Origin of the sequence: Mesoplasma tabanidae (assembly GCF_002804025.1) — a bacterium.
GTDB lineage: Bacteria > Bacillota_I > Bacilli_A > Mycoplasmatales > Mycoplasmataceae > Mesoplasma > Mesoplasma tabanidae.
On the sequence record NZ_CP024969.1, the window covers coordinates 179,632 to 205,746 of the forward strand.

At 30.8% G+C, this 26,115-nt stretch carries 18 protein-coding genes, 6 tRNA genes and 3 rRNA genes; 25 read left to right on the forward strand and 2 right to left on the reverse strand.

Annotation, left to right across the window (positions count from 1 at the left end):
- The first annotated feature begins 107 nt into the window (after positions 1-107).
- Genes ligA through gatB form a run of 4 tightly spaced genes read left to right on the forward strand, consistent with a single transcriptional unit; the run spans position 108 to position 5,286 of the window.
- The gene (gene ligA / locus MTABA_RS00835) at positions 108-2,120 is read left to right on the forward strand and encodes an NAD-dependent DNA ligase LigA (RefSeq protein ID WP_100679320.1); all 2,013 of its coding nucleotides are present in this window, start codon (positions 108-110) and stop codon (positions 2,118-2,120) included.
- A complete protein-coding gene (locus tag MTABA_RS00840; protein ID WP_100679321.1) occupies positions 2,110-2,397 on the forward strand; it encodes an Asp-tRNA(Asn)/Glu-tRNA(Gln) amidotransferase subunit GatC in 288 nt (95 codons plus the stop codon). The genes ligA and MTABA_RS00840 overlap by 11 nt, the downstream gene beginning before the upstream one ends.
- Positions 2,397-3,845: an amidase family protein gene (locus tag MTABA_RS00845; RefSeq protein ID WP_100679322.1), complete on the forward strand. Its 1,449-nt coding sequence runs from the start codon at positions 2,397-2,399 to the stop codon at positions 3,843-3,845. The genes MTABA_RS00840 and MTABA_RS00845 overlap by 1 nt, the downstream gene beginning before the upstream one ends.
- Before the next feature lies 1 nt (position 3,846).
- On the forward strand, positions 3,847-5,286 hold the full coding sequence (gene gatB / locus MTABA_RS00850) for an Asp-tRNA(Asn)/Glu-tRNA(Gln) amidotransferase subunit GatB (protein WP_100679323.1): 1,440 nt from the start codon (positions 3,847-3,849) through the stop codon (positions 5,284-5,286).
- Positions 5,287-5,324: 38 nt separating this feature from the next.
- Here the strand turns inward: gatB and MTABA_RS00855 are convergent, their stop codons facing one another.
- Complete coding sequence (locus tag MTABA_RS00855; RefSeq protein ID WP_100679324.1) at positions 5,325-5,774, reverse strand: hypothetical protein; 450 nt, start codon at positions 5,772-5,774, stop codon at positions 5,325-5,327.
- Positions 5,775-5,866: 92 nt separating this feature from the next.
- Positions 5,867-6,778: a potassium channel family protein gene (locus MTABA_RS00860; protein ID WP_100679325.1), complete on the reverse strand. Its 912-nt coding sequence runs from the start codon at positions 6,776-6,778 to the stop codon at positions 5,867-5,869.
- Positions 6,779-6,863: 85 nt separating this feature from the next.
- Here MTABA_RS00860 and MTABA_RS00865 point away from each other — a divergent pair, with 85 nt between their 5' ends.
- The 21 genes from MTABA_RS00865 (at position 6,864) to MTABA_RS00965 (ending at position 26,041) form a co-directional block, all read left to right on the forward strand.
- Entirely contained in the window at positions 6,864-8,540 is a 1,677-nt protein-coding gene (locus MTABA_RS00865; protein ID WP_167373315.1) for a potassium transporter TrkG, read from the forward strand.
- Positions 8,541-8,548: 8 nt separating this feature from the next.
- The gene (locus MTABA_RS00870; protein ID WP_100679327.1) at positions 8,549-9,409 is read left to right on the forward strand and encodes a bifunctional 5,10-methylenetetrahydrofolate dehydrogenase/5,10-methenyltetrahydrofolate cyclohydrolase; all 861 of its coding nucleotides are present in this window, start codon (positions 8,549-8,551) and stop codon (positions 9,407-9,409) included.
- Positions 9,410-9,556: 147 nt separating this feature from the next.
- Positions 9,557-9,632: transfer RNA gene (locus MTABA_RS00875), tRNA-Asn, on the forward strand.
- 8 nt (positions 9,633-9,640) lie between these two features.
- A tRNA-Glu gene (locus MTABA_RS00880) sits at positions 9,641-9,716 on the forward strand.
- A gap of 9 nt (positions 9,717-9,725) precedes the next feature.
- Positions 9,726-9,801, forward strand: a tRNA-Val gene (locus MTABA_RS00885).
- A 9-nt stretch (positions 9,802-9,810) separates the two neighbouring features.
- Positions 9,811-9,886, forward strand: a tRNA-Thr gene (locus MTABA_RS00890).
- 113 nt (positions 9,887-9,999) lie between these two features.
- Positions 10,000-10,075 (forward strand) — tRNA-Lys (locus tag MTABA_RS00895).
- Between the two features lie 4 nt (positions 10,076-10,079).
- Positions 10,080-10,163 (forward strand) — tRNA-Leu (locus MTABA_RS00900).
- A gap of 258 nt (positions 10,164-10,421) precedes the next feature.
- Positions 10,422-11,946, forward strand: a 16S ribosomal RNA gene (locus tag MTABA_RS00905).
- Positions 11,947-12,153: 207 nt separating this feature from the next.
- Positions 12,154-15,068 (forward strand): 23S ribosomal RNA (locus MTABA_RS00910).
- Between the two features lie 63 nt (positions 15,069-15,131).
- A 5S ribosomal RNA gene (gene rrf, locus MTABA_RS00915) occupies positions 15,132-15,239 on the forward strand.
- The 16S, 23S and 5S rRNA genes sit together here with 6 tRNA genes alongside, the layout of an rRNA operon.
- A gap of 254 nt (positions 15,240-15,493) precedes the next feature.
- Positions 15,494-16,594 (forward strand): ThiF family adenylyltransferase, encoded by a 1,101-nt coding sequence (locus MTABA_RS00920; RefSeq protein WP_100679328.1) that lies wholly within the window; start codon positions 15,494-15,496, stop codon positions 16,592-16,594.
- A 20-nt stretch (positions 16,595-16,614) separates the two neighbouring features.
- Positions 16,615-18,207 (forward strand): ATP-binding cassette domain-containing protein, encoded by a 1,593-nt coding sequence (locus MTABA_RS00925; protein WP_100679329.1) that lies wholly within the window; start codon positions 16,615-16,617, stop codon positions 18,205-18,207.
- 89 nt (positions 18,208-18,296) lie between these two features.
- On the forward strand, positions 18,297-19,136 hold the full coding sequence (locus tag MTABA_RS00930; protein ID WP_100679330.1) for an HAD-IIB family hydrolase: 840 nt from the start codon (positions 18,297-18,299) through the stop codon (positions 19,134-19,136).
- A gap of 204 nt (positions 19,137-19,340) precedes the next feature.
- Positions 19,341-20,303, forward strand: a complete 963-nt coding sequence (locus MTABA_RS00935; protein WP_100679331.1) for a GMP reductase — start codon at positions 19,341-19,343, stop codon at positions 20,301-20,303.
- Between the two features lie 8 nt (positions 20,304-20,311).
- Positions 20,312-20,794, forward strand: coding sequence for a MerR family transcriptional regulator (locus MTABA_RS00940; protein WP_100679332.1), 483 nt, complete (start codon positions 20,312-20,314; stop codon positions 20,792-20,794).
- 73 nt (positions 20,795-20,867) lie between these two features.
- Positions 20,868-21,701: an SDR family oxidoreductase gene (locus MTABA_RS00945; RefSeq protein ID WP_100679333.1), complete on the forward strand. Its 834-nt coding sequence runs from the start codon at positions 20,868-20,870 to the stop codon at positions 21,699-21,701.
- A 23-nt stretch (positions 21,702-21,724) separates the two neighbouring features.
- Positions 21,725-22,561, forward strand: a complete 837-nt coding sequence (locus MTABA_RS00950; RefSeq protein WP_100679334.1) for an SDR family oxidoreductase — start codon at positions 21,725-21,727, stop codon at positions 22,559-22,561.
- Between the two features lie 124 nt (positions 22,562-22,685).
- Positions 22,686-23,657, forward strand: coding sequence for a 6-phosphofructokinase (pfkA, locus tag MTABA_RS00955; protein WP_100679335.1), 972 nt, complete (start codon positions 22,686-22,688; stop codon positions 23,655-23,657).
- 50 nt (positions 23,658-23,707) lie between these two features.
- Entirely contained in the window at positions 23,708-25,144 is a 1,437-nt protein-coding gene (pyk, locus tag MTABA_RS00960) for a pyruvate kinase (protein WP_100679336.1), read from the forward strand.
- Between the two features lie 156 nt (positions 25,145-25,300).
- Positions 25,301-26,041 (forward strand): MurR/RpiR family transcriptional regulator, encoded by a 741-nt coding sequence (locus MTABA_RS00965; RefSeq protein ID WP_157799980.1) that lies wholly within the window; start codon positions 25,301-25,303, stop codon positions 26,039-26,041.
- Positions 26,042-26,115: the final 74 nt, after the last annotated feature.

Genomic DNA, 26,115 nt, shown 5'->3' on the forward strand with positions numbered 1-26,115 from the left:
CAAAACAGGGAAACCTGTTTTTTATTTCATAGCTTTACCTGTTTGGTTTTATAACACCAAATAAGTATAAAAAAGTTTATAATAATATAGATATAAAAGGAGTTATCATGAATAAGGAAAAAGCCCAAAAATTGATATATGATTTACGCAATAAACTTAATGAATGAGCAAAAGAATATTATGTTCTTGATAATCCTAGCGTTGATGATGCTGAATATGACAAAGCAATTCATGAATTAATTGATCTTGAAAATCAATTTCCAGAATTAATAACACCTGATTCTATAACTCAAAAAGTTGGTGGAATTATTAGTGATAAATTTGAAAAACATGCTCATAAATATCCTATGTTAAGTCTTGGAGATATATTTAGTTGAGAGGAGTTTTTAAATTTTAACAAGCAAGTGGCTAAAATAACTGATACTGAGGATAACGAATATACAGCTGAATTAAAAATTGATGGTTTATCAATATCATTAATTTATAAAGATGGTTTGTTACAAAAAGGTGTTACTCGTGGTGATGGCAAAGTTGGTGAAAATGTTACAACAAATGTTAAAACAATTAAATCTATACCTCTTTCAATACCTTCAAAAGATGAAATTGAGATTCGCGGTGAAGTTTTTTTATCTAAAAAAGAGTTTGCAAAAATTAATGATGAAAGACTATTAAATGGTGAGCAATTATTTGCAAACCCCAGAAATGCAGCTGCTGGTACTTTAAGACAATTAGATTCTAAAATAGTGGCTGATAGAAATCTTGACGCTTATTTATATTATTATTTTAATGAAACTAACCCAATTGATACTCAAATAGGTTCTATTAATCAGATAAAAAAATTAGGATTAAAAACTAACTTTGAAACAAAAATTTGTAAAACTTTAAATGAAGTTAAAACATACATAGAACACTATACTGAAAAAAGAAATGAATTGGATTATGAAATTGATGGTATTGTTTTTAAGCTAAATGATAAAAAATTGCAAGAAGAAGTCGGTTATACAGCTAAAACACCAAAATGAGCAATTGCATACAAATTTCCCGCAGAAGTTAAAGAGACAAAGTTATTAGATATATTTCCAACTGTTGGAAGAACAGGAAAAATAACCTATAATGCAAAATTGCAACCTGTTCAAATTGCAGGAACAATAGTTTCAGCAGCATCATTGAATAATGCAGAGTATATTATTGCAAAAGATTTGCGAATAAACTCAATAGTTAAAGTAAAAAAAGCTGGTGACATTATTCCAGAAGTTATAAATTCTATAAAAGATGATAAATTTGAATTACTTTCAATTTGACAAAAAGCTGATAAATGTCCTGCATGTAATGAACAATTAGAAAAAACACTATCAGAGGTTGATCAATTTTGTGTTAACTTTAACTGCCCTGCTCAAATCTTAAGAAGCTTAGAACACTTTGCAAGTAGAGGAGCAGCTAATATTGTTGGTCTTGGTGGTCAAACTATTAAAAAATTATTTGAAGAAAAGTTAATAACAAATATTGCTGATATATTCAAAATTGAAGAACACAAAGAAAGCATCATTAATTTTGAAAAATTCGGACAAAAAAGTTTTGACAATCTTATTGCGTCAATTCAAGATGCGAAAAATAATTCATTTGAGAAAACTTTATTTGGTTTAGGTATTAGACATGTTGGCTCTAAAACAGCTCTTACTTTAGCTCAAATATATAAAAATATTGATAATTTACAAACAGCGTCTTATGATGAGTTAAGCTCAATAGATTCAGTTGGTGAAGTATTAGCAATGTCAATTGTAGATTGATTTAAGATTGAATCTAATCTACAATTAATAAATGAATTGAAGACATTTAATGTTAATTTTGAATATTTGGGACAAACAAAAAATATTGAATCAACAATTAGTGATAAATCATTTGTAATAACAGGTACTTTATCAAAATCAAGAGAATATTATAAAGATATAATTGAAATAAATAATGGTAAAGTAATAGGATCAGTTTCTAAAAAAACTGATTATGTATTAGCTGGTGAAAATGCTGGAAGCAAGCTGATAAAAGCTGAAGAACTAAATATTAAAATTATTAATGAAAAGGATTTTTTCAAAATTTTAAAAGGAGAGCAAGATGAAAGATAAAAAGTATTATGAAGAGTTAGCACAAGATTCAATGTTGAAATTTACAGATAATGAAATTAATGAAATTGTAGCAAAACAAGAAGACTTAAAAAAGGAATTTGAGAAAGTGTTAAAAATAGATACATCTAATGTAAAACCACTTTTTTATCCTTATGATGACATTCACACTTATTTAAGAGAAGACAATGAAACAACAGTTATCAATCAAAAAGTTATATTGTCAAATGCTCCAACTTCTGATGGTGATTTTGTGACAATTAAAAAGGTGGTAAAATAATGAATTACAAAAAATTATCAATTTTAGAATTGCACGAAAAAATCGCTAATAATGAAATTAGTATTGCAGAATTAACTAGCGCTGTTTTGATTGAAGCGAATAAAGTTCTAAAATCAAATGCAATTAATAAATTAAGTGATCAGCATGCAATTAAACTAGCAAACAAATTAGATCAAGATTCAAACAAAAATTCTTTACTATATGGAATTCCTTATTTTGCTAAAGATAACTTTGCAACAGAGAATATTGAAACAACATCTTCATCTAATATTTTAAAAGGCTATGTTCCTCCATTTAATGCAACATCAATTTCAAAATTAGAAGATCAAGGTGCAGTTTTAATTGGAAAGGCAGCGCTTGATGAATTAGGGATGGGTGGAGTAGGCCTTTATTCATGTAATGGAATTATAACTAACCCAGCTGATTATAAAAGAATCGTTGGTGGAAGTAGCAGTGGTAGTGCTTATTTAGTTGCAAAAGGAATAGTACCATTTGCAACAGGTAGTGACACAGGGGATTCAATTAGAAAACCTGCATCATTTAATAATATTGTAGGTTTTAAACCATCATATGGTGCAATCAGTAGATATGGATTATTACCTTACTCACCAAGTTTAGATACAGTAGGATTCTTTACTAGAAATGTTACTGATATGGCTATTGTTTGTGATGCAACTTTTGGATATGACAATAAGGATGCAACTAGTCATGATAACGAATCTAAAGAAATGTTTAAAAATATTGGAAAATTAAATACATCTATTAAATTTGGATACATTAAAAAAGTAATTGATGATTTAAGTGAAAACCTAAAAAGTGCATACTATAATTTATTTGAAACTTTAAAAGCAAAAGGCTATGAAGTTAAAGAAGTTAGTTTTAAACAAGAATTATTAGATTCTTTATCAGCAATATATAAAATGATTTCATTTAGTGAGTCTGTTTCAACTAACGCTAATTTAGATGGCATCAAATTTGGTAAAAGAGCAGCTGGTGCTGATTATGTTGAAATAATTACAAATTCAAGATCAGAAGGTTTTGGGGATGAAGTTAAACAAAGATTTCTTGTTGGTGCTTTAAACTTAAATAAAGAAAACCAAATAATATATTTAAATAAAGCAAAGCAGGTTAGAAGATTAATTGTTGAAGAATTAAATAAGGTTTTTATTGAAACAGATATTTTAATTATTCCTCCAACAGATAAAATAGCACCTTTAATCGAAGATTTGAAAACAAATTCAAATTCTGAAACAGAATATTTAAATGATATTTTAACCTTAGCAAATTTTAATGGTTCACCTTCAATTACAATTCCGTTTTTAAAAGAAGGAAAACTTGGTATTGGAATTAATATAAATACAAAACCTAAACAAGATCTTTTATGTTTACAAGCAGCTAAAGTGCTTGAAGATATAATTGGTATTAAAAATGAAATAGTGGAGGATTAAGATGAAAAATTTTGAAATAGTTATTGGTATTGAAAATCATGTTGAATTAAAAACTAAAACTAAGATGTTTTCATCAGCTCCAGTAAGTTATGGTGAGATTCCAAACACTAATGTTAATGAAACTGATATGGCTTACCCTGGAAGTTTACCAACAGTTAATCAAAAGGGAATTGAACTAGCAATAAAAACATGTAATGCTTTAAAACTTGAAATTGATACTTTAGTTAAATTTGATCGTAAGAATTACTTTTACCCAGATTTAACTAAAGGATATCAAATAACACAACAATATAATCCAATCGGTAAAAATGGAAAATTGATTATAAGTGTTGATGGAATAGAAAAAGAAGTTGACATTGAAAGATTGCACATTGAAGAAGATACAGCTAAGCAAATTCACAAAGATGATTTAACATATATTGATTACAATAGAGCCGGAACAGGTTTAGTAGAAATTGTTACAAGACCAGTTTTAAGAAGTGCTGATGAAGCTTGTGCTTATGTTGAAAAATTAAGAGAAGTATTATTATTTTTAAAAGTTAGTGATGTAAAAATGAATGAAGGAAGTTTAAGAACTGATGTTAACATCTCTATTAGACCATTTGGTTCAAAAGAATTTTCAAACAAAGTCGAAATTAAAAACTTAAATTCCATTTCAAATATCAAAAAAGCAATTGAATTTGAAGTTGAGCGTCAAACTAAATTAATGCTAAATAATGAAATAATTATTCAAGAAACACGTAGATTTGATGATACTACAAATTCAACAGTATCAATGCGTAGTAAATCTGATGCATTAGACTATAAATACTTTAGAGAACCAAATATTATGCCCATTCAATTAGATCAAAAATGAGTAAATGAATGTATTAAAAATTCTCCTGAATTAGCTGATGGTAAAAGAATTAAATATGTTAATGATTATAAAATATCAATAAATGATACAAATATTTTATTAACAAGTATTGAAATGTCTGAGTTTTTTGAAGAAGCAATTAAACATACTAGCAATTATACTAAAGTAGCAAATATTTTAATTAGTGATATTCAAGCACAATTAAATAGTGAGAATACATCAATTGATAAATTAGCTTTATCACCGGTTCATTTAGCTGAAATGATCAATTTAGTTGATCAAACAATTATATCTTCTAAGCATACTAAAACAATTTTGCCAATTATAATGAAAAATAATTCAAAATCGGTTATGGAAATTGTTGAAGAATTAAATATAAAAATGATTAGTGATGAAAATGAAATAACTAGTTTGGTAAATCCAATTATTGAAAGTAATTTAGAATTGCTTGAACAATATAATGAAAGACCAGAGAGAGTCACAAAAACTATTATGGGTCAGTTAATGAAGGTTACTGGGGGAAATGTTAATCCAGAAGCAGGAATTAACATTATAGTTAAATTAGTAGAAGCAAGGTTAAAATAAAAAAAAATGAAGCGCGAGCTTCATTTTTACTTTTAAAATTATTTTCTAACAATAGGTCCTGTTAAAACTAAGAAACCTAAAACAATAACAACATAGAACCCTATGATTGAACCAATTGAAACTTTAACTCCATCAGCACTTAATAATGTTATGTTACCAACAATTAATAAAATAACTGAAATTAGTGCAAGACCAATTGAAGCTGAGTTAAATAATCTAGCAAAAGCATCAATTCCTAGTATTCCTAAAACTAATCTAATAATTACAGGAACAATAGCAATACATGCTAATGCTAAGGCAGCTGAAATCATGCTGTTAACATTTTTGTGTAATTCTTCTAATCTAGCATCACCATATTTAATAATTGTCCCGCCTTCTTTAGCTCCTAATCCGATTCCAAAAATTGTTATAATCACTAAAACTGCAAATGCTGCTGCTGCAACAACTGAAATTAAAGACCATAAATTCTTTTTAGCTCATTCTTTCATAAATATTCCTCCTTGCATAAAATTATAAATGATTAATTTTTATTTTGTAAATAAAAAAGATAGCTTATGACTATCCTATCTTTATTCATGTTTTATTTCTTTAAAGCCTTTTTATTTTTTTCCAAATTTGACATGTCGATAGTTTCGTTAACATTGTCATCAAAAATAATTGAATCAAATAAGTCATCTGCTGCTGTTGAATCAAATAAGTCATCGTCTTTATTTTTATCTTCTAAAGTTTTATTGTTATTTTTATTGTCATTTTCCAATTCTTCAAAAATGACTAATTCGTCATTAACATCTTTTTTGTCTTTAGCTCCACCTTGAATTTTTTCAGCTAATTCATTAATTACAGTTGTTCTTGCAAAAACAACAACATCATCATTTTCTTTTAATTCAGTATAGTCATCAGGTAATAGTATTTTACTTTTTCTTCTAATTTGAATGATATTAAAATCTTTTGTTGTTGAAAGTCCAGCAGCTAAAATTGTTTTATTAAATATATTATGGTTGTTTACGCTTAAAGTTGTAGAAACAAAGTCTTCATCAATTGATTGAACATCAACATCAAGATCAATATTAAACATTGATCTAGCAGCTACTATGTTACCAGCAAGTGCATCAGGTAAAATAATTTGATTTTCGCTTAACCCTAGTGCTGTAAGAATTCTTTTATGTTTTTCATCTCTTGCTCTAGCAATAACATTTTCACATTCTAGGTCAATTAAATTTAAAACAGTCATTAGACCAGACTCAATATTTGTTCCAACCCCAACAATAACAACATCATAAGCTTTAATTCCATTTTTAGCTAAAGCCATTTTATTTGTTGAGTCTAATACAACAACATCAACTCCATATTCATATTCTGATAAATGCAAGTTTAATTTATCTTCATCATAATCAAAAACTGTAACTTGTTGCTTTTTGTCAACAAGTGTTTTTATTACAGATAAACTAAAATTTGAAACTCCAATAATCGCAATACTTTTTTTCTTCGCCATAATATACACCTTCTTTGATACTTTAATAATTATACATTTGTAATAATTAAATTGTATAATAATTACTATGAATGGGGGTAATCAAATGACAAGCAAAAGAAATAAGTCAGATAAACCTAATTGACTTAAAATTAAAAATGATAAAGAACAAAAGAATAAGTTTGATCCCCAAAAAGCTTTTTTAAAACTTAAAATATGATGACCTTTGTCTAAAGTATCTGGACGAATATTTTTAATTTATTTATTTATTGTTTTATTTGGAGGATTTTTACTTTGTATCCCGGGGATTGTTATTAATAATGATTTAAATGGTTATGATTTTAGATGAGACTATCTAACTGGAATATTTACAGCATCAAGTGCTTTTAGTGATACTGGTATTAATATTATTGATCCATCTCATGACTATACATTTTGAGGTCAATTAATTTTACTTGTTTTAATTGAAATGGGTGGAATTGGAGTTTTAACATTAAAAATTATTTTGTTTATTTCAATTAATAAAAAGATTTCACTTAATGACACAGTTGTTGCCCAATCAGAACGTGGTAATGATGTTAAATCATCAACTATTGAATTAATTAAAGATGGGTTTATATTTTTAACTTTTGTACAACTAGTAGCTGCTGGAATTTTATTCTTTTTATTCTTTTTTTCACAACCTGCAACTGTATCCACAAATGGAACAGAATTAAATGTGGTTTCTCCTTATCATAATTTTTTAAAGTCAATTTGATTTGCTGTTTTTCATTCAACTAGTGCTATTAATAATGCTGGATATGATTTATTGTCAACAAACTCACTTCAACCTTATAATATTGAAGGGCATCAAGTATATGGAATTCAAATAGTTTTCTTATTAGAATGAGTAATTGGTGGATTAGGTTATCCTACATTCCACGATATTAAAAGAAAATTAAGAGCAAGAAGAGTTGGTCAAAAAGTTAGATTTAGTTTATTTACTAAATTAAATTTTTGAGTTTATTCAATATTATTTCTTGTTGGCCCTTTATTAGTTTTTGCAAGTGAATATTCAAATCAGGCAAATTCATTAATTTTTAATTACTATGAATATAAAGTTGATCCATTAACTCAAATGCCAATTAATGTAATTGTAACCCAAGCAAAACCAGGATATGCTGTAGCAATGGATATTATATTTAATACAACAGCTTGTAGAAATGCTGGTTTCTCAACTGTTCCAATTAATGATTTTAATGCATCCTCAAAGTCAATATTATCTTCACTAATGTTTATAGGTTCAGCCCCATCATCAACAGCAGGTGGTATTCGAACCACAACATTTGCAATCATCATTCTTTCAACATGAGCTGTTATTAGAAATAAAAGTTATACAAGTGCTTTTAAAAAAGTTATACCAGCTGAAACAGTAAGAAGAAGTTTCTCAGTATTTTTTATTTCAGTATTTATATTAACTATTGTAGTTATATTAATTTATTTTGATTCAAATGCCTATTTAACACCAGGTGTTGAAAATGGAGTAGCAGGAGAACTTGTACAAAATCAGGGTGATGCAAGTATAATACAAATATTGACTTTAATTACAAGTGCATATGGAACAGTTGGGATGAACCCATTTACTCAACATCAAATGTATAATTTTGGTGTATTGACTAAACTATTAATTATTTTATGTATGTTCTTAGGACAACTTGGAATTTCAAATACATTATTAGCATTTATTAAACCATCAAGAAAAACAAACTTTAAATATTTAGAAGAAGACATAACTATAGGGTAGGTGATATTATGATTATTTTAGATGGAAAAAAAGTAGCATTAAAAAGAAAAAATGAATTAGCATTAAAAATTTCAGAATATCAAAATAAGGGTTTAAGAAAACCTAAACTAGTTGTTATCATGGTTGGTAATGATCCTGCAAGTGAAGTTTATGTTTCTCATAAAATTAAAATAGCCAATCAAGTTGGTATTAATTCAGAACTTTTACGTTTTAATTATGATATTAAAAAAGAAGAACTATATAACAAAATAAATGAACTAAACTCTGATATAAATATTGATGGAATCTTATTACAGTTGCCACTACCTGATGATTTTATTGAAGAAGATTATTTGCAAGCAATTACTCCTTTAAAAGATGTAGATGGTTTTCATTACATTAATCAAGGTAAAATGTTACAAGGGTATGACACTACATTTCCATGCACACCATTAGGAATTATTAATTTATTAGAAGAATTTAGTATTGATGTTAAAAATAAAGATATAACATTAATTGGTACAAGCAATATTGTTGGAAAACCACTAGGTATGATGTTATTAAACAAACAAGCAACTGTAACAATGTGTAATAAAAATACAAAAGACATTAAAAAGCATACTGTTGAAGCAGACATTATTATTAGTGCTACAGGAAAGCAATTTATTATTAGTGAAGACATGATAAAAAATGATGCTATTGTTATTGATGTAGGGATTATTAGAGATCCAGCAACTAATAAGCTAGTTGGAGATGTTGACTTTGATAATGTTAAATTAAAAGCTAGTTATATAACTCCAGTTCCTGGCGGAGTTGGTCCAATGACTGTAATTACATTAATGGAAAACACATTTAATTTATATGAAAAACAACTTAATAAAATAAAATAAAACGCTTAAGATATGCGTTTTTTTGCTTGAAAAATAAAAAAAAATAAAAATTATTAAATTTTATTTACAACTTATTTTTTATATGATAAGATTTTTATTGTCCTTAGAGGATAACAAAATTAAATAACAACCAATAAATTTGTATTTGGCTTTTTAGCTCAGTTGGTAGAGCAACCGGCTGTTAACCGGTTTGTCACAGGTTCAAGTCCTGTAAAAGCCGCCATTACATTTGGCCTGTTGGTGAAGCGGTTAACACACACGGTTTTCATCCGTGGACACACGGGTTCGAACCCCGTACAGGCTACCATTTATTATTGGAGTGCTAGCTCAGTTGGGAGAGCTCCTGCCTTACAAGCAGGCGGTCAGCGGTTCGAGCCCGTTGCACTCCACCATTTTTTTGTGCTGACTTAGCTCAGTTGGTAGAGCAACTGACTTGTAATCAGTAGGTCGGGGGTTCAAATCCTCTAGTCAGCACCATTATCAACTTTAAAATAGCACCATTGGTGCTTTTATTTTTTAATCTGTTATATTTTTATAATTACATTGATTAATTTAAAAAATAATGATAATATTTTTATTGTCCAAGTTATGACTCGCTAGCTCAGTCGGTAGAGCAACTGGCTTTTAACCAGTGGGTCCGGAGTTCGAGCCTCCGGCGAGTCACCATCCTGCGGGATTGGCGGAATTGGCAGACGCACTAGACTTAGGATCTAGCGTCTTTGACGTAAGGGTTCGAGTCCCTTATCCCGCACCATAAGAAAACAAAACTAGTATAAAAATATTGCTAGTTTTTTTATTTGAAAATATTGCTAAATTATCTTTTAAAAAATATTTTAAAAAATATATTGCATTGAAAAGTGAAATAGTGTATATTAATTATTGTGCCCTTTAAAAGGTAACAAATGATCTTTGAAAACTAAATAGAACAACAATTGTACAATCCTGTAACAATTTCAAATTGAGTACAGAATAATATACAAAAAATATAATAGTCAGAATCAAAACAATAATTTAAAATGAGAGTTTGATCCTGGCTCAGGATAAACGCTGGCGGCATGCCTAATACATGCAAGTCGAACGGAGGTGCTTGCACCTCAGTGGCGAACGGGTGAGTAACACGTATCTAATCTACCTTCTAGCGGGGGATAACTTTTGGAAACGAAAGGTAATACCGCATGTGGATGTTATTATCGCATGAGAAAACATTCAAAGATCCGTTTGGATCACTAGAAGATGAGGATGCGGCGTATTAGCTAGTAGGCGGGGTAAAAGCCCACCTAGGCGATGATACGTAGCCGAACTGAGAGGTTGATCGGCCACATTGGGACTGAGATACGGCCCAGACTCCTACGGGAGGCAGCAGTAGGGAATTTTTCACAATGGACGAAAGTCTGATGAAGCAATGCCGCGTGAGTGATGACGGCCTTCGGGTTGTAAAGCTCTGTTGTAAGGGAAGAAAACATAGGAGAGGAAATGCTCTTATCTTGACGGTACCTTACCAGAAAGCCACGGCTAACTATGTGCCAGCAGCCGCGGTAATACATAGGTGGCAAGCGTTATCCGGATTTATTGGGCGTATAGGGTGCGTAGGCGGTTTCGCAAGTTTGAGGTTAAAGCCCGGAGCTCAACTCCGGTTCGCCTTGAAAACTGCGGGACTAGAATATCAGAGAGGTAAGCGGAATTCCATGTGTAGCGGTAAAATGCGTAGATATATGGAAGAACACCAGTGGCGAAAGCGGCTTACTGGCTGATTATTGACGCTGAGGCACGAAAGCGTGGGGAGCAAATAGGATTAGATACCCTAGTAGTCCACGCCGTAAACGTTGAGTACTAAGTATTGGGGATTACCTCAGTGCTGCAGCTAACGCATTAAGTACTCCGCCTGAGTAGTATGCTCGCAAGAGTGAAACTCAAAGGAATTGACGGGGACCCGCACAAGTGGTGGAGCATGTGGTTTAATTCGAAGCAACACGAAGAACCTTACCAGGGCTTGACATACAGTGCAAAGCTACAGAGATGTAGTGGAGGTTAACATTGATACAGGTGGTGCATGGTTGTCGTCAGTTCGTGCCGTGAGGTGTTGGGTTAAGTCCCGCAACGAACGCAACCCTTGTCGTTAGTTACTAACATTAAGTTGAGGACTCTAACGAGACTGCTAGTGTAAGCTAGAGGAAGGTGGGGATGACGTCAAATCATCATGCCCCTTATGTCCTGGGCTACACACGTGCTACAATGGCCGATACAAAGAGTCGCAATCTCGCGAGAGGGAGCTAATCTCAAAAAGTCGGTCTCAGTTCGGATTGAAGTCTGCAACTCGACTTCATGAAGCCGGAATCACTAGTAATCGCGAATCAGCTATGTCGCGGTGAATACGTTCTCGGGTCTTGTACACACCGCCCGTCAAACCACGAGAGTTGGTAATACCAGAAGTACGTTTCCTAACCGTAAGGAAGGCGCGTCCCAAGGTAGGACTAGCGATTGGGGTTAAGTCGTAACAAGGTATCCGTACGGGAACGTGCGGATGGATCACCTCCTTTCTATGGAGATAAAAACAAAACAGATTGACTATTATATGTTCTATTTAGTTTTCAGGGATTATTTAAATATAATCTCTGAAAGAGAATTGTTCTTTGAAAACTGAATATTAGATGAAAAGCATTGTAAAAGATTAAAATAAATCAACAATTTTTAACAAATAAAAATAAATTTTACTGAATCAATTATCAATTGCTTTAAGATTTTTTCTAAAAAATAGTAAGGGCACATGGTGAATGCCTTGGAAAATGGAGCCGAAGAAGGACGTGATTACCTGCGAAAAGCATCGGGGAGCTGGAAGTGAGCTTTGATCCGGTGATATCCGAATGGGGAAACCCAATACGATTAATCTCGTATTATCCATAAGTGAATACATAGCTTATGAGAAGGGAACCTTGGGAACTGAAACATCTTAGTACCAAGAGGAAAAGAAAATAAATAATGATTCTGTTAGTAGCGGCGAGCGAACGCGGAAGAGGCCAAACCAGTCTACGGGCTGGGGTTGTAGGACATCTTTTTAGAGTTACAAAATCAACATATAGTAGAAACTACTGGGAAGTAGTGGCATAGAGGGTGATACCCCCGTATACGAAATGTGTTGATCTCTTAGATGGATCCTGAGTACGGCGAAACACGTGAAATTTTGTCGGAATCCGCCGAGACCACTCGGCAAGCCTAAATACTCCCATTTTACCGATAGTGAACCAGTACCGTGAGGGAAAGGTGAAAAGTACCCCGAGAGGGGAGTGAAATAGTTCCTGAAACCATGTGCTTACAAGAAGATAGAGCCCGTTAATGGGTGATATCGTGCTTTTTGTAGAAAGAGCCGGCGAGTTAATGTATCGTGCGAGGTTAAGCAGAATATGCGGAGCCGTAGTGAAAGCGAGCCTTAATAGGGCGTTTAGTACGTTGCATTAGACACGAAACCGGGTGATCTAGCCATGAGCAGGTTGAAGTTTGGGTAAAACCAAATGGAGGACCGAACCGACGTTCGTTGAAATGACCGCGGATGACTTGTGGCTAGCGGTGAAATTCCAATCGAACCCGGAGATAGCTAGTTCTCCCCGAAATATATTTAAGTATAGCGTCGAGGTTTACCACAATGGAGGTAGAGCACTGAATCTATGATGGCCCCACCTAGGGGTACTGAATAGAATTAAACTCCGAATGCCATTGTCGGATACTCGGCAGTCAGAACATGGGTGATAAGGTCCATGCTCGAGAGGGAAACAGCCCAGATCGTCAGCTAAGGTCCCTAAATTTAGGTTAAGTGTGTAAGGATGTGGAATTGCACAGACAGCTAGGATGTTGGCTTAGAAGCAGCCACCATTTAAAGAGTGCGTAACAGCTCACTAGTCGAGTGATTCTGCGCCGAAAATGTACCGGGGCTAAACCTAATACCGAAGCTACGGATTGTATTTTTTAATACAGTGATAGGGGAGCGTTCTAATTGTGATGAAGTCAGACTGTGAGGACTGGTGGAACGATTAGAAGTGATTATGCCGGCATGAGTAACGATTGAATGTGAGAATCATTCATACCGTTTGACCAAGGTTTCCTGGGCAAGGTTCGTCCACCCAGGGTTAGTCAGGACCTAAGGCGAGGCCGAAAGGCGTAGTCGATGGACAACAGGTTGATATTCCTGTACCTGCTAGTTAGTGATGGAGTGACGGAGAAAGGTAGTGTATCCCAGGTGATGGATGTCCTGGGTTAAGCACAAAGGCGGCAACATAGGCAAATCCGTGTTGTATTAAACGCTGAAGTGTTATGAGGAGTGAACGGTTCGCCTAGTAACGAAGTACATGACCCTACGCTTCCAAGAAAAGCTTCTAACTTAATAACTAGTAGCCTGTACCTATAACGAACACACGTGGTCAAGGAGAAAATCCTAAGGTAAGCGAGATAACTGTAGCTAAGGAACTCTGCAAAATAACTCCGTAACTTCGGAAGAAGGAGTGCTCAACGTAAGTTGAGCCGCAGTGAAGAGGGAGGGGCAACTGTTTAGCAAAAACACAGCTCTCTGCTAAGTCGCAAGACGAAGTATAGGGGGTGACGCCTGCCCAGTGCCGGAAGGTTAAGAGGAGAAGTCAGCGCAAGCGAAGCTTTGAATTGAAGCCCCGGTGAACGGCGGCCGTAACTATAACGGTCCTAAGGTAGCGAAATTCCTTGTCAGGTAAGTTCTGACCCGCACGAAAGGCGTAATGATCCCTTCGCTGTCTCGGCTGCAGACTCGGTGAAATTTTAGTACCGGTGAAGATGCCGGTTACCCGCAACTAGACGGAAAGACCCCGTGGAGCTTTACTATAACTTGATATTGAAATTTGGTATAACGTGTAGAGGATAGGTGGGAGACTTTGAAGCTGGACCGCTAGGGCCAGTGGAGTCAACCTTGGAATACCACCCTCGTTATATTGGATTTCTAACTTCGACCCGTTATCCGGGTTAAGGACAGTGTCTGGTGGGTAGTTTGACTGGGGCGGTCGCCTCCTAAAATGTAACGGAGGCGCTCAAAGTTACACTCAGCATGGTTGGAAATCATGCATAGAGCGCAAAAGTATAAGTGTGATTGACTGTGAGACTTACAAGTCGAACAGGTACGAAAGTAGGATTTAGTGATCCGGCGGTCCCGAGTGGAAGGGCCGTCGCTCAACGGATAAAAGTTACCCCGGGGATAACAGGCTGATCTCCCCCAAGAGTTCACATCGACGGGGAGGTTTGGCACCTCGATGTCGGCTCATCGCATCCTGGAGCTGTAGTCGGTTCCAAGGGTTGGGCTGTTCGCCCATTAAAGCGGTACGCGAGCTGGGTTCAGAACGTCGTGAGACAGTTTGGTCCCTATCTGTTGTGGGCGTAGGAAAATTGAAGAGAGCTGTTCCTAGTACGAGAGGACCGGAATGGACACACCTCTGGTGCTCCTGTTGTCACGCCAGTGGCACAGCAGGGTAGCTATGTGTGGAACGGATAATCGCTGAAGGCATCTAAGCGAGAAGCCTCCTTTAAGATGAATTTTCCCATTTCTTTAGAATGTAAGATCCCTTATAGACTATGAGGTTGATAGGATGGATGTGTAAGTGTCGCGAGGCATTAAGCTAACCATTACTAATAGATCGAGAGAATTTTAGAAAAAGAAGCAATTGAGTATGTAATCATCTAATATTCAGTTTTCAGAGAACAATTTATAAAAAGATCTGGTGGTTATAGCGTAGAGGTCACACCTGTTCCCATACCGAACACAGAAGTTAAGTTCTACAGCGTCGACGATATTGCATTGTGAGAAAATAGAACGCTGCCAGTTTATGAAAGAATCCGTAAGGATTCTTTTTTTTATTTTTAATTATTGTTTTAATTGTTTTTAAAAAAATAATATTATATTATTGTTGGTAATAAGAAAGGAGATAAAAATTTTATGAAAGAATTAAAACTAAATAAAATTATTAAGACAGCCAAAGAAGATGTTGTTGTTAATTGATATTTTGTATAAAAAAATAGTTATAAAAAAGAATTTTTATTCTTTTTTATTTTCTATTATAGTTAAACGAGGATAAAAAAATGTATTTATTATGAAATTTACAAAAACATTTTTTTAAAATTGATAAAAGCACCTTAAGAATTGGAACAGATGATTCAGATTGTTGAACTATCGATGATTCAGAAGGTATTTGAGAAAAATTGATAAAAAAATGTGATGGATCATTAAAATTTTTAGAAATTTTAGATGAGTATGAATTTAACGTTAGAAAAATAATTAAAAATGGAATAAATTTATTTATAGAAAAAGGACTTATTTTAACACTTGATAAACCATATAAATCGGATAAATGAATTCAAAATAATAAGTCTAATATTTTTTATTTCAATGATGAAAATATTAATGGAATAAATTTTCAAAAAAAAATTAATAAAACATCAGTTACTATTTTAGGACTAGGCGGTGGTGGTTTTACATTGCTTGAACATCTCATTTGTATAGGAGTTAAAAAAATTAACGTTGTAGATTTTGATAAAATAGATTATTCAAATTTAAATAGACAAAATATCTGAACATTAAAAGATATAGGAAAATATAAAGTTGACGTTGCCTATGAATATGCAAAAAGCAAAGATCCAAAAATTTCAATAAATAGAAGTTACAAAAAAATGAAAAGTGTTTCTGATGTTCTTGAACAAATATGCGAAAGTGAATGAGTTTTTTCATGTATGGATGAACCACCTTATTTACTTCAACGAATAGTAAATCGAGCATGCATTATAAAAAATAAACCTGTTGTTTTTTGTTTTTGTCAAAAAAATAATGGTAGATATTTTTTTGTCAAAAAAGGTAAAGGCGGTTGCGTTGACTGTTTATTTAGTGAAATTATTAATGAAGACTTATATAATTTTATTAAAAATTTACAAAAAAGCAATTTTAAACCAATAACAGCAGCTACTTCTTATACAATTCAAATGTTAATTAGTATTATGGTAAATGAATGAGTTAAAACTTTGCAAAACGAAGAAAATTATAGTGTTATTAAAAGAATTGATTTTAATACTCTTGAACTTAAAGAAATAATAAAATGAGAAAAAAATTTAAATTGTGTAACTTGTGGGAATAGTAATAGTAGTAATAATAAATTTTTAGAGGATTTTTTTGAATTAATAAAAATATAGAAAATAGAGGTGATAAAAGAATGCAAAAAATTTATAAAAGGAACAAATCATCAATTATGTTTTTTTCAGTTCTTGCATTTATTTCAGCTGCTGCAATGGTTTTTAGTGGTTATATTGTAAGTTATATTGTAAATACAGCGGTTGAAGTTATAAATGGTGAACAAAAAAATATGAATAAACTTTTTATTGAAATTGGAATATGCGCTCTTTCATTTTTGATTTTTATTTTATTTTCATATTTCCAAAAACAACAAAAAATAAAAACAATTAAAAAGTTTAATCTATATTTAAGAAGAGTAGTTATTCAAAAAATAGTTACTTTAAATTTAAATGAATTAAATAGTAAAAGTAATGGTGATTTTATAAGCTGACTTACAAATGATATTAATCAAATCGAACGAAAATCATTTGAAAATTTATTTAATTTTATTGATTGCTTTTTTGCAGTTATATTATCAATAACTGCAATATTTTTATTAAATTGGATTGTTGCTCTAGCAACTATTGTATCATTTTGAATTTTAATGATAGTTCCAGGATTATTACAAAAATCGATGATAAAAACAGTAAATAATGTTTCAACAAAACAAGAACAATTTTCATCTAAAGTTGAAGATGTAATTGTTGGTTATAGAGAACTTCTTTATAATAACAAAACAGAAATTTTTGATGAAATGATTAATGAAAAAAGTCTAGATTTAGAAAATTACAAACAAAAAAATAAAAACTTGGAAGCTTTACAAGTAACTGGTATTATTTCAGCAAGTTCTATTTGTCAAATTGCATTATTAATATTAACAGTTATTTTAGCCTCATATAAGTGAGCTCCTATTGGTATTGTTTTCGCTGTTCCACAATTGGCAAGTAATTTTCTAGGTAATGGACAACAAACACTTCAAGCATTATTTGAAATGCTAGGAAGCAAAGGATTATTTACAAAATTTAAATATGAAAAAGTAGAATTAAATAATGAAAAATTAAAACCATTTAAATCAATTGTTGTTAATAACCTAAGTTTAGTTATTAAAGGAAACACTTTATTTAAAGACTTAAGTTTAGAAGTTAATAAAGGTAAAAAATATTTAATTTCAGGTCGTAGTGGTGTTGGTAAAAGTACCCTTATTAAAATTTTATTTGGAGCATTACCAGATTATCAAGGAGAAATTCTGTGAAATAATCAAGTAAATTATTCAGAAATTGATCGTAAAAAATTATGAGAACAAATTTATTATGTTCAACAAGAAGCAACTATTTTTGAAGGGACCTTTAAAGAAAACATTACATTATTTGATGATTCAATGACTGATAAAAAAGTACTTGAAATTGTCAAATTAGTTAATTTAGAAGAACTTGTAACTAAAAATAACAATACTTTATCATTTGAATGTAAGGATATTTCTAAAGGTGAAGCTCAAAGAATTGCAATTGGCAGAGCTTTATTATCGAATAAAAAGGTTGTTTATTTAGACGAACCAACAGCTAGTTTAGATAAAGGAAATACTGAATTAATTGAAAACTTAATTCTAAAAAATCCTGATTTAACAGTATTATTTATTTCACATACTTCTGATATTAAAAATCAAATGTTTGATGAAGTTATAAAATTAAAATAGTAAAAAAATATAAAAAGAATTTGAAAAAATTTTTTTTATATTTTTTTTGATAAAATGAATTAAACATAAAAAATCAGAAAGGTTAAAAAATGAAAAAAATTATAGCATTTAGCGATTGTGATGGAACATTATTATTTGATGATTACAAGTTTTCTGATTACACAATTATCACAGTAAAAAATATTTATGAAAACGGAAGTTATTTAATTCCAATTACAGCAAGAACTTTAAAAAATTTAAAAAACATAGCTAAACAATTAAAAATAGATGAACTTGGTGGTATTATTGCAGGTAATAACGGAGCTCAAATTTTTGATTTTAAAACTGGGAAATATATACTAAATAAAATTGTTGATAAAAATATCATTGATGAAATTTTTGATTTATATTACACAGAAGCGGATGAAGAAAAAGAATGTAAAGTTAATTTTACTTCAGAAGAAATTGTTTATTCTTTTGGTGAATCAGAAAATACAAAAAAATGAGCAAAAATTATGGAACAGCAATTTAAAGTTATTTCAAATTCAAATGAAATTGTAGAAGATATTGTAAGTATTTCTATAATAACTAAAAAAGGAACAGATTTAGAAACATATCTACATCATTTTAATAAGATTAAAGCAAAATATGGAAGCGATTATAGAATTGACAATTACCATAATAGAGTTATAAGTATAGCTCCAAAAGATATTGATAAAGGTTATGCTGTTGAAATTATTAATAATTATTTAAACAGCTCAGGTCCATATGAAACATATGGTTTTGGAGATAGTTACAATGATTTTCCTTTAATTGCAGCTGTTGACTATGGTATTGCAATGAAAAATGCATTGGATGAGTTAAAAGAAACAGCTTATGACATTACTGAATATCCAAATTATCAAGATGGTGTTGCTAGATATATCAATGATAAAATATTTAAAAAATAAAAATATTAAAACTTATTAAAATGAGATCAAATAGCAAACATTACACATAATAAATTTTTAAATTTAAAATCTTAACACTTAACTTTTACTTTTATTGTTTTTCATTAATAGGTGAATAGTATACATAATAGTCAATACTTTTTTTGTTAAAAAATAAGTATTTTTTATTTATAATAAAACTATAGAGATTTAAGAGGAAAAAATATGTACGCTTTTGATTATGAAGATATTCAACTTATACCAAACATGTGTGTTGTAAATTCAAGGAGTGAATGTAATACTTCTGTAACACTAGGAAAAAATACTTTTAAAATGCCTGTTGTTCCTGCAAATATGGCAACAGTTATAAATGAAGAATTATCTGTTATGTTGGCAGAGAAAAATTATTTTTATGTAATGCATAGATTTGATTTTGATGCTATTTCATTTGTTAAAAAGATGAAAGAAAAGAAATTAATATCATCAATAAGTGTTGGTGTTAAAGAGCAAGACTTTAAATTAATTAATGATCTAAGCGATTTAAATTTAATACCTGATTATATAACTATTGATATTGCTCATGGGCATGCTAATAGTGTTAAACAAATGATTGAGCACATTAGAAATAAAATGAAAGATCAAACTTTTATTATTGCTGGAAATGTTGCTACCCCACAAGCAGTTAGAGATTTAGAACATTGAGGAGCTGATGCAACTAAAGTTGGTGTTGGTCCTGGTAAAGTGTGTATAACTAAATTAAAAACAGGATTTGGAACAGGTGGGTGACAACTTGGAGCAATTAAATGATGCAGTAAAGCGGCAACAAAACCAATAATTGCAGATGGTGGCCTAAGAGTTAATGGAGACATTGCAAAATCAATAAGATTTGGAGCTACAATGTGTATGATAGGAAGCTTATTTGCTGCTCACGAAGAATCACCAGGAAAAAATGTGACAGTTGATGGCATTTTATTTAAAGAATACTACGGAAGCGCAAGCGAGTATAATAAGGGCGAAAAAAGATATGTAGAGGGAAAAAAAGAACTTATTAAAGTACGTGGAAAATTAATAGATACATACAAAGAAATGGAAGAAGATTTGCAATCATCTATTTCATATGCAGGTGGTAAAACATTAAAAGCAATTAAAAAAGTTGACTACGTAATTTTAAAGACAAGTAACTTTTAATTTTAATTATGAATAATACAACAACAAATAGTAAAAATATAAATGAAAATATTAAAGTGATAAAAAAACAAAAATTAGGTATTAAAGAAATAGCATCTATTTTTGAAGTTTCAGAGCAAACGATTAGATTTTATGATTCAAAAGGGCTATTGCCTTTTTTTGAAAGAGAAGATAATAACTATAGGTATACAACAGTTGAAAACTTGCAATGATTTAAAATGGTTTTTTTATTAAGAACAGCTGGAATGGAAATTAAAAATATAAAAGAATATATTAATCTATGTATGGAAGGGGATTCAACAATTCCCCAAAGATTAAAAATAATTCAAGATCAAAAAAAAGATTTAGTTTTAAAAATTAAGGGATTACAATCTGAACTTGAAGTGTTAACAAGTAAAGAAAAACACTACAAAAAAATTCTTGAAGAAAATATACTTGATGATTGGAACCCGGTAAATTTTGAAGAAATTATACAAAGAAAATTAAAATAATATTTTTTTGCTTGCCTTATAGTAACTATAATGTTTTAAAATCAATTCATAATCGTATAAAGGAGATTTTAAAATGAAAAATAAAATATGATTCGTAACAGGAGCTGGACAAGGGATTGGACTAGTTGTTACAAAAGAATTATTGAAAAAAGGACATAAAGTTATTGCAACAAGTCGTAATAAAGATAAAATTGAACAAGCTATTGGAGATAATGAAAATTTATTAGCTTTATCAGTAGATATCAAAGATTTAAAGGCAATTGAAAAAGCAGTTGAATTAGGAGTTAAAAAATTTGGTGGAATTGACATCTTATTAAATAATGCTGGTTACTCACAAATGTGAACTTTTGAAGAAACTGAAATGGAAGATGTTAAAAATAACATTGAAACTAACTTAATTGGTACTTTAAATGTTACACATGCAGTTTTACCAGTAATGCGTAAACAAAAACATGGTCACGTTTACATTACTTCATCAGCTTGAGGATATGGCGCTGTTCCTTACAACAGTATTTATGCTTTAGTTAAATTTGGATTAGATGGTTTTGCAGAATCAATGAGTCATGAATTAAAAACTGTGGGAATTAGCATTTCAAGTATTAAGCCTGGAGGAGTAAGAACAAACTTCTTAACTTCAGACTCTTTACAAACTGGAAAATCAACAATTGATGAATACTCAGCAGGTAGAGATGAATGAGTTAACACAGTTAAATCATGAAACGGTTACCAAGACGGAAATCCACAAAAATATGCAGAATTTATTATCGGTTTAACTGAAAATGATTCTGTACCACCAATGCATATATTTGCAGGAAGAGATTCATATGAAATTGCTAAAAATAAAATTGCAGCAGTTCAAAAAGATATGGATCAATTAGAAGCAAAAGCAACTAACTTACATTTTTAAAATTAATTAAGGAAATAAAAATAATGAAAAATAAAGTATGATTTATTACTGGAGCAAGCCAAGGTTTTGGTTTAGGAATAACAAAAAAACTTTTAGAGCAAGGACACAAAGTTGCTGCAACAACTAGAAACCCTCAAAAATTAATTGACGAACTAGGAAAAAATAAAAACTTACTAACTTTAAAAGTAGATCTTTCAAATCAAAAAGAAATAGATGATGCTGTTGCAAAAACTGTATCAGAATTTGGTTCAATTGATATCTTATTAAATAACGCTGGTTATGGTCAATTATGAACATTTGAAGAATCAACAGACAAACAAATTAGAGAATGTTTTGAAGTTAACTTTTTTGGAACAATCAATGTTACTCGTTCAGTTTTACCAGTAATGCGTAAACAAAAATATGGACATATATTTACAACTTCATCAGTTTGAGGATATGTAGGTGTTCCTTATAATAGTACTTATGCAGCTGTTAAGTTTGCAACTGATGGTTGAACAGAATCAATTAGTCACGAATTAAAGCCATTAGGTATAACAGTCTCATGTATTAAACCAGGGGGGTTTAGAACAAACTTCTTAAGTTCAGGTTCTTTAATTACTGGAGAAGAAACAATTTCAGATTATAAAGAAGGAAGAGATGAATGATTCACTAATTTAGCTTCTTTTGATAAACAACAGGATGGAGATCCTGAAAGATATTGTGATTTTGTAATTAATATTACTAAAGGTGATAAAGTTCCACCAATTCATATTTTTACAGGCAGAGATTCTTATGAATACGCTGAAAATAAAATAAAACAAATTAAAGAAGATATGGAAATTCTTAAAACTGAAGCAACTGATTTACATGTAAGATAAAACTAACCAACTATGTTGGTTTTTTTAATATTTATTTAACTTTTTATTCTTAAAACATAGAGCATAAAAAAAAGATGTTTAGTATAATAAGAAAGTATTCTTATTTTATGAAAGAAGGGGTAATATGAAAAGAATTGGAGTTTTAACTTCAGGAGGAGATGCACCTGGAATGAATAATGCAATTGCTGGAGTTGTTAAAGCAGCTGAGGCTCAAGGCATTGAAGTTTATGGTGTAAGAGATGGATATAAAGGTTTAATTAATGGCTGATTTGAAAAATTAGATTCTAAATTTGCTTTAGAAATTATTTCAAAAGGTGGGACTGTTTTAGGTTCAGCTAGATTGCCAGAATTCAAAGAAGAAAGTGTAAGACAAAAAGCTGTTGATCAATTAAAAGCACATGACATTGAAGCATTGGTTGTAATTGGTGGAGATGGAAGTTACATGGGAGCTCAAAGATTAACTGAAATGGGAATTAATTGTATTGGATTGCCTGGAACAATTGATAATGATATTGTTTCAAGCGATTACACAATTGGATTTGATACAGCATTAAATACAGTTATTGAATCAATCGAAAAAGTTCGTGATACTATGCAATCACACAATCGTGCAGCAGTAATTGAAGTTATGGGAAATGGTTGTGGAGACTTAGTTACTTATGCAGCTATTGCAACTCAGGCAGAAATATTTTCACCAAGTGAAAGCAAATTAACTGTTGAACAAATTTGTGAGCAAGCAAAAAAATTTGCTGAAGCAAACCATAGAAGTTTAATTATCTTAGTTAGTGAAAAACAACTTGACGCTAATGAATTGGCTAAAAAAGTTGAAGAGGCTAGTGGTTATGTAACTAGAGCTACAATTTTAGGGCATGTTCAAAGAGGTGGGCGCCCATCTGGAATGGATCGTTATTTAGCTTTCACAGCAGCACTTTATGCTGTTGAAAAATTAATTGAGGGTAAAGGTGGACTGTATATTGGTTTAAGTGAAAATAAACTTGTTGCTAGAGATATTGAGTCAACATTGAATATGCCAAAGCCAGATAAGACAGAATTTATCGAAAAAATAAGATTATTGAACGCAAAGATATCAAAATAGGAAAAAATAATTTAAAATATATATTGAAAAAGTACATAGGAGAAAATAAAATGAACAAGAAAGAATTACAAGCACGTGTAAAACGTACTAAAATTATTACTACAACTGGTCCTTCAACAAATGAACCAGAACAAATAAAAGAATTATTTGAAAATGGAATGACAACTATCCGTTTAAACTTTTCACATGGTGATTATGAAGAACAAGGATACAGAATTGCTGGAGCAAAAAAAGTTAGAGAAGAATTAGGAAAACCTGTTTCAATCTTATTAGATACAAAGGGTCCAGAAATTCGTGTTGGTAAATTTGTAGATGGAAAACAAGAAGTACGTGCAAATCAACCAATTACAATTTTCACAGATGCTGAATCATTCAAAAACAAAGAATGTTTATCAGGTGAAATGACTGTTGCTTATGATATGTCAGTTGACTTAAAAATTGGAGATACAATTTTAATTGATGATGGTAAATTAGAAATGACTGTTGAAGAAGTTAAACCAGGTGTTGTTAAAGCTATTGCTTTCAATAATCATTTAGTTAAAACAAACAAACGTGTTAACTTACCAGGTGTTGATTTCTCAATGCCATTCTTAGCTCAAAAAGATATAAATGACATTAAGTATGGAGTAGAACAAGGTGTTGATTACATTGCTGCATCATTTGTTAACTCAGCTGAAAACGTTAAAGAAATCCGTGACATTTTGGCAGACGCTAATGGAGCAGATATTCAAATTATTTCAAAAATTGAATCACAAGTTGGAATTGACAATATTGATGCAATTATTGAAGCATCAGATGGAATTATGATCGCTCGTGGAGATTTAGGATTAGAAATCCCTTACTATGATGTTCCATACTGAGAAAAAATTATTATCAGAAAATGTCGTGAAGCAGGTAAAGTTGTTATTGTTGCTACTCAAATGTTAGAAACTATGACAGAAAACCCAGCACCTACAAGAGCTGAAGTAACTGACGTTTACTTCGCTACTGAATTAGGAGCAGATGCTACAATGTTATCAGGAGAATCAGCAGCTGGAGATTACCCATTCATTACTGTTAATACAATGGCTACAATTAACAAACGTGCTGAAATCGAATTCTACAAAAAAGCATATTACCAAACTCAATTAGAAAATGCTAAAAATTCAACTAGTGGACCACGTGCTGATATCGCAATGGACTTAGCTGAAAGAACTCGTGATGGACAATACGAATTTGCTGTTGTTTTATCAAGAACTGGATCTTTACTAAAAACTATTTCAAAATTTAGACCAAACGTAACTATTTTAGGTGTAAGTGAATCAGAAAGATTATGAACTGCATTTGGTGTATGACACTCAATCTTTATGAACAAAACAGCTAACTTATTAGAATTAGAAGAAAATATTGCTCAAATCTCAGAAATTGCAAAATTATGAGGTGCAAAAGCAGGATCAAAAATCTTAGTTGTAAGAAACAAAGATATTCGTGAAATTACAGTAGCTTAATTTTTATTTACTAGTATTTTTAAAATTGCATAATAAATTATGATTTCTAACAGATAAGTTAGAAATCTTTTTTTAAGTAAAAAATATTTTAAATTTCATTAGTTAACAGAAGTTTACTTAATGAAGTATAATATTTAAAAATGAATGGAGCTCGTAATGAAGTCAGTATTTGAACAGTTAGAGAATGTAGCTAAAAGTGTAGAAGACTCACTTTTCAAAGGAATCGCAAAAACCTTATTAAATAATTTTATGGAAGGTGAATTTAAAAATCAAGAAGAAATAAGTAAAGAATGTTATGTATCAATTTCAACAATTACTAAGTTTTGTAAAAAAATTGGATACTCAGGATATCGTGAACTTATTTTTAATTTAAAACTTGAATATGCTCGTTTAGGTTGGCAAAAAGCATCAAAGAATATTTCAACTTTTGATATGTTAAATTCAATACAAAATTGAATTATTAGTAATGATAATTTTGTTGAAAAAATTGTTAAGAGTATACAACATGCCCAGGTTATTAATATTTACGCATCTTATCAAGTACAACACGCTGCTAAATATTTTGTTGAAATATTACAAGAGTTGAATAAAATTGCTGTTTTGCCTCGCATCGAGTATCGTAGCACTCTTCAAAAAAATCGGGAAACTGATCTTAACTTAATTATTCTTTGTTCAAGAAATAATGATGAATTAATTAAGTTTTTTGAAAAACAAATTCATCCTAGTAATCAAACATTCTTAATAATTTCTGAACAACAAAGACATAAAATATCAGGTGATTTTACTGATGAAGTTATTATTGATTATCAAGATTCAATTCCAAGAGGCATATATCGTAATTTGGCTTTAGAATGTCTTTTTATGCACATATTACAAGTTATAAAAAGTTCTTTTTAAAATGTAAAGTTCTTTTTATGATAATTAGCTTGGGTATTGAAACTTATTTACCTTTTATATAATTAAAACATAAA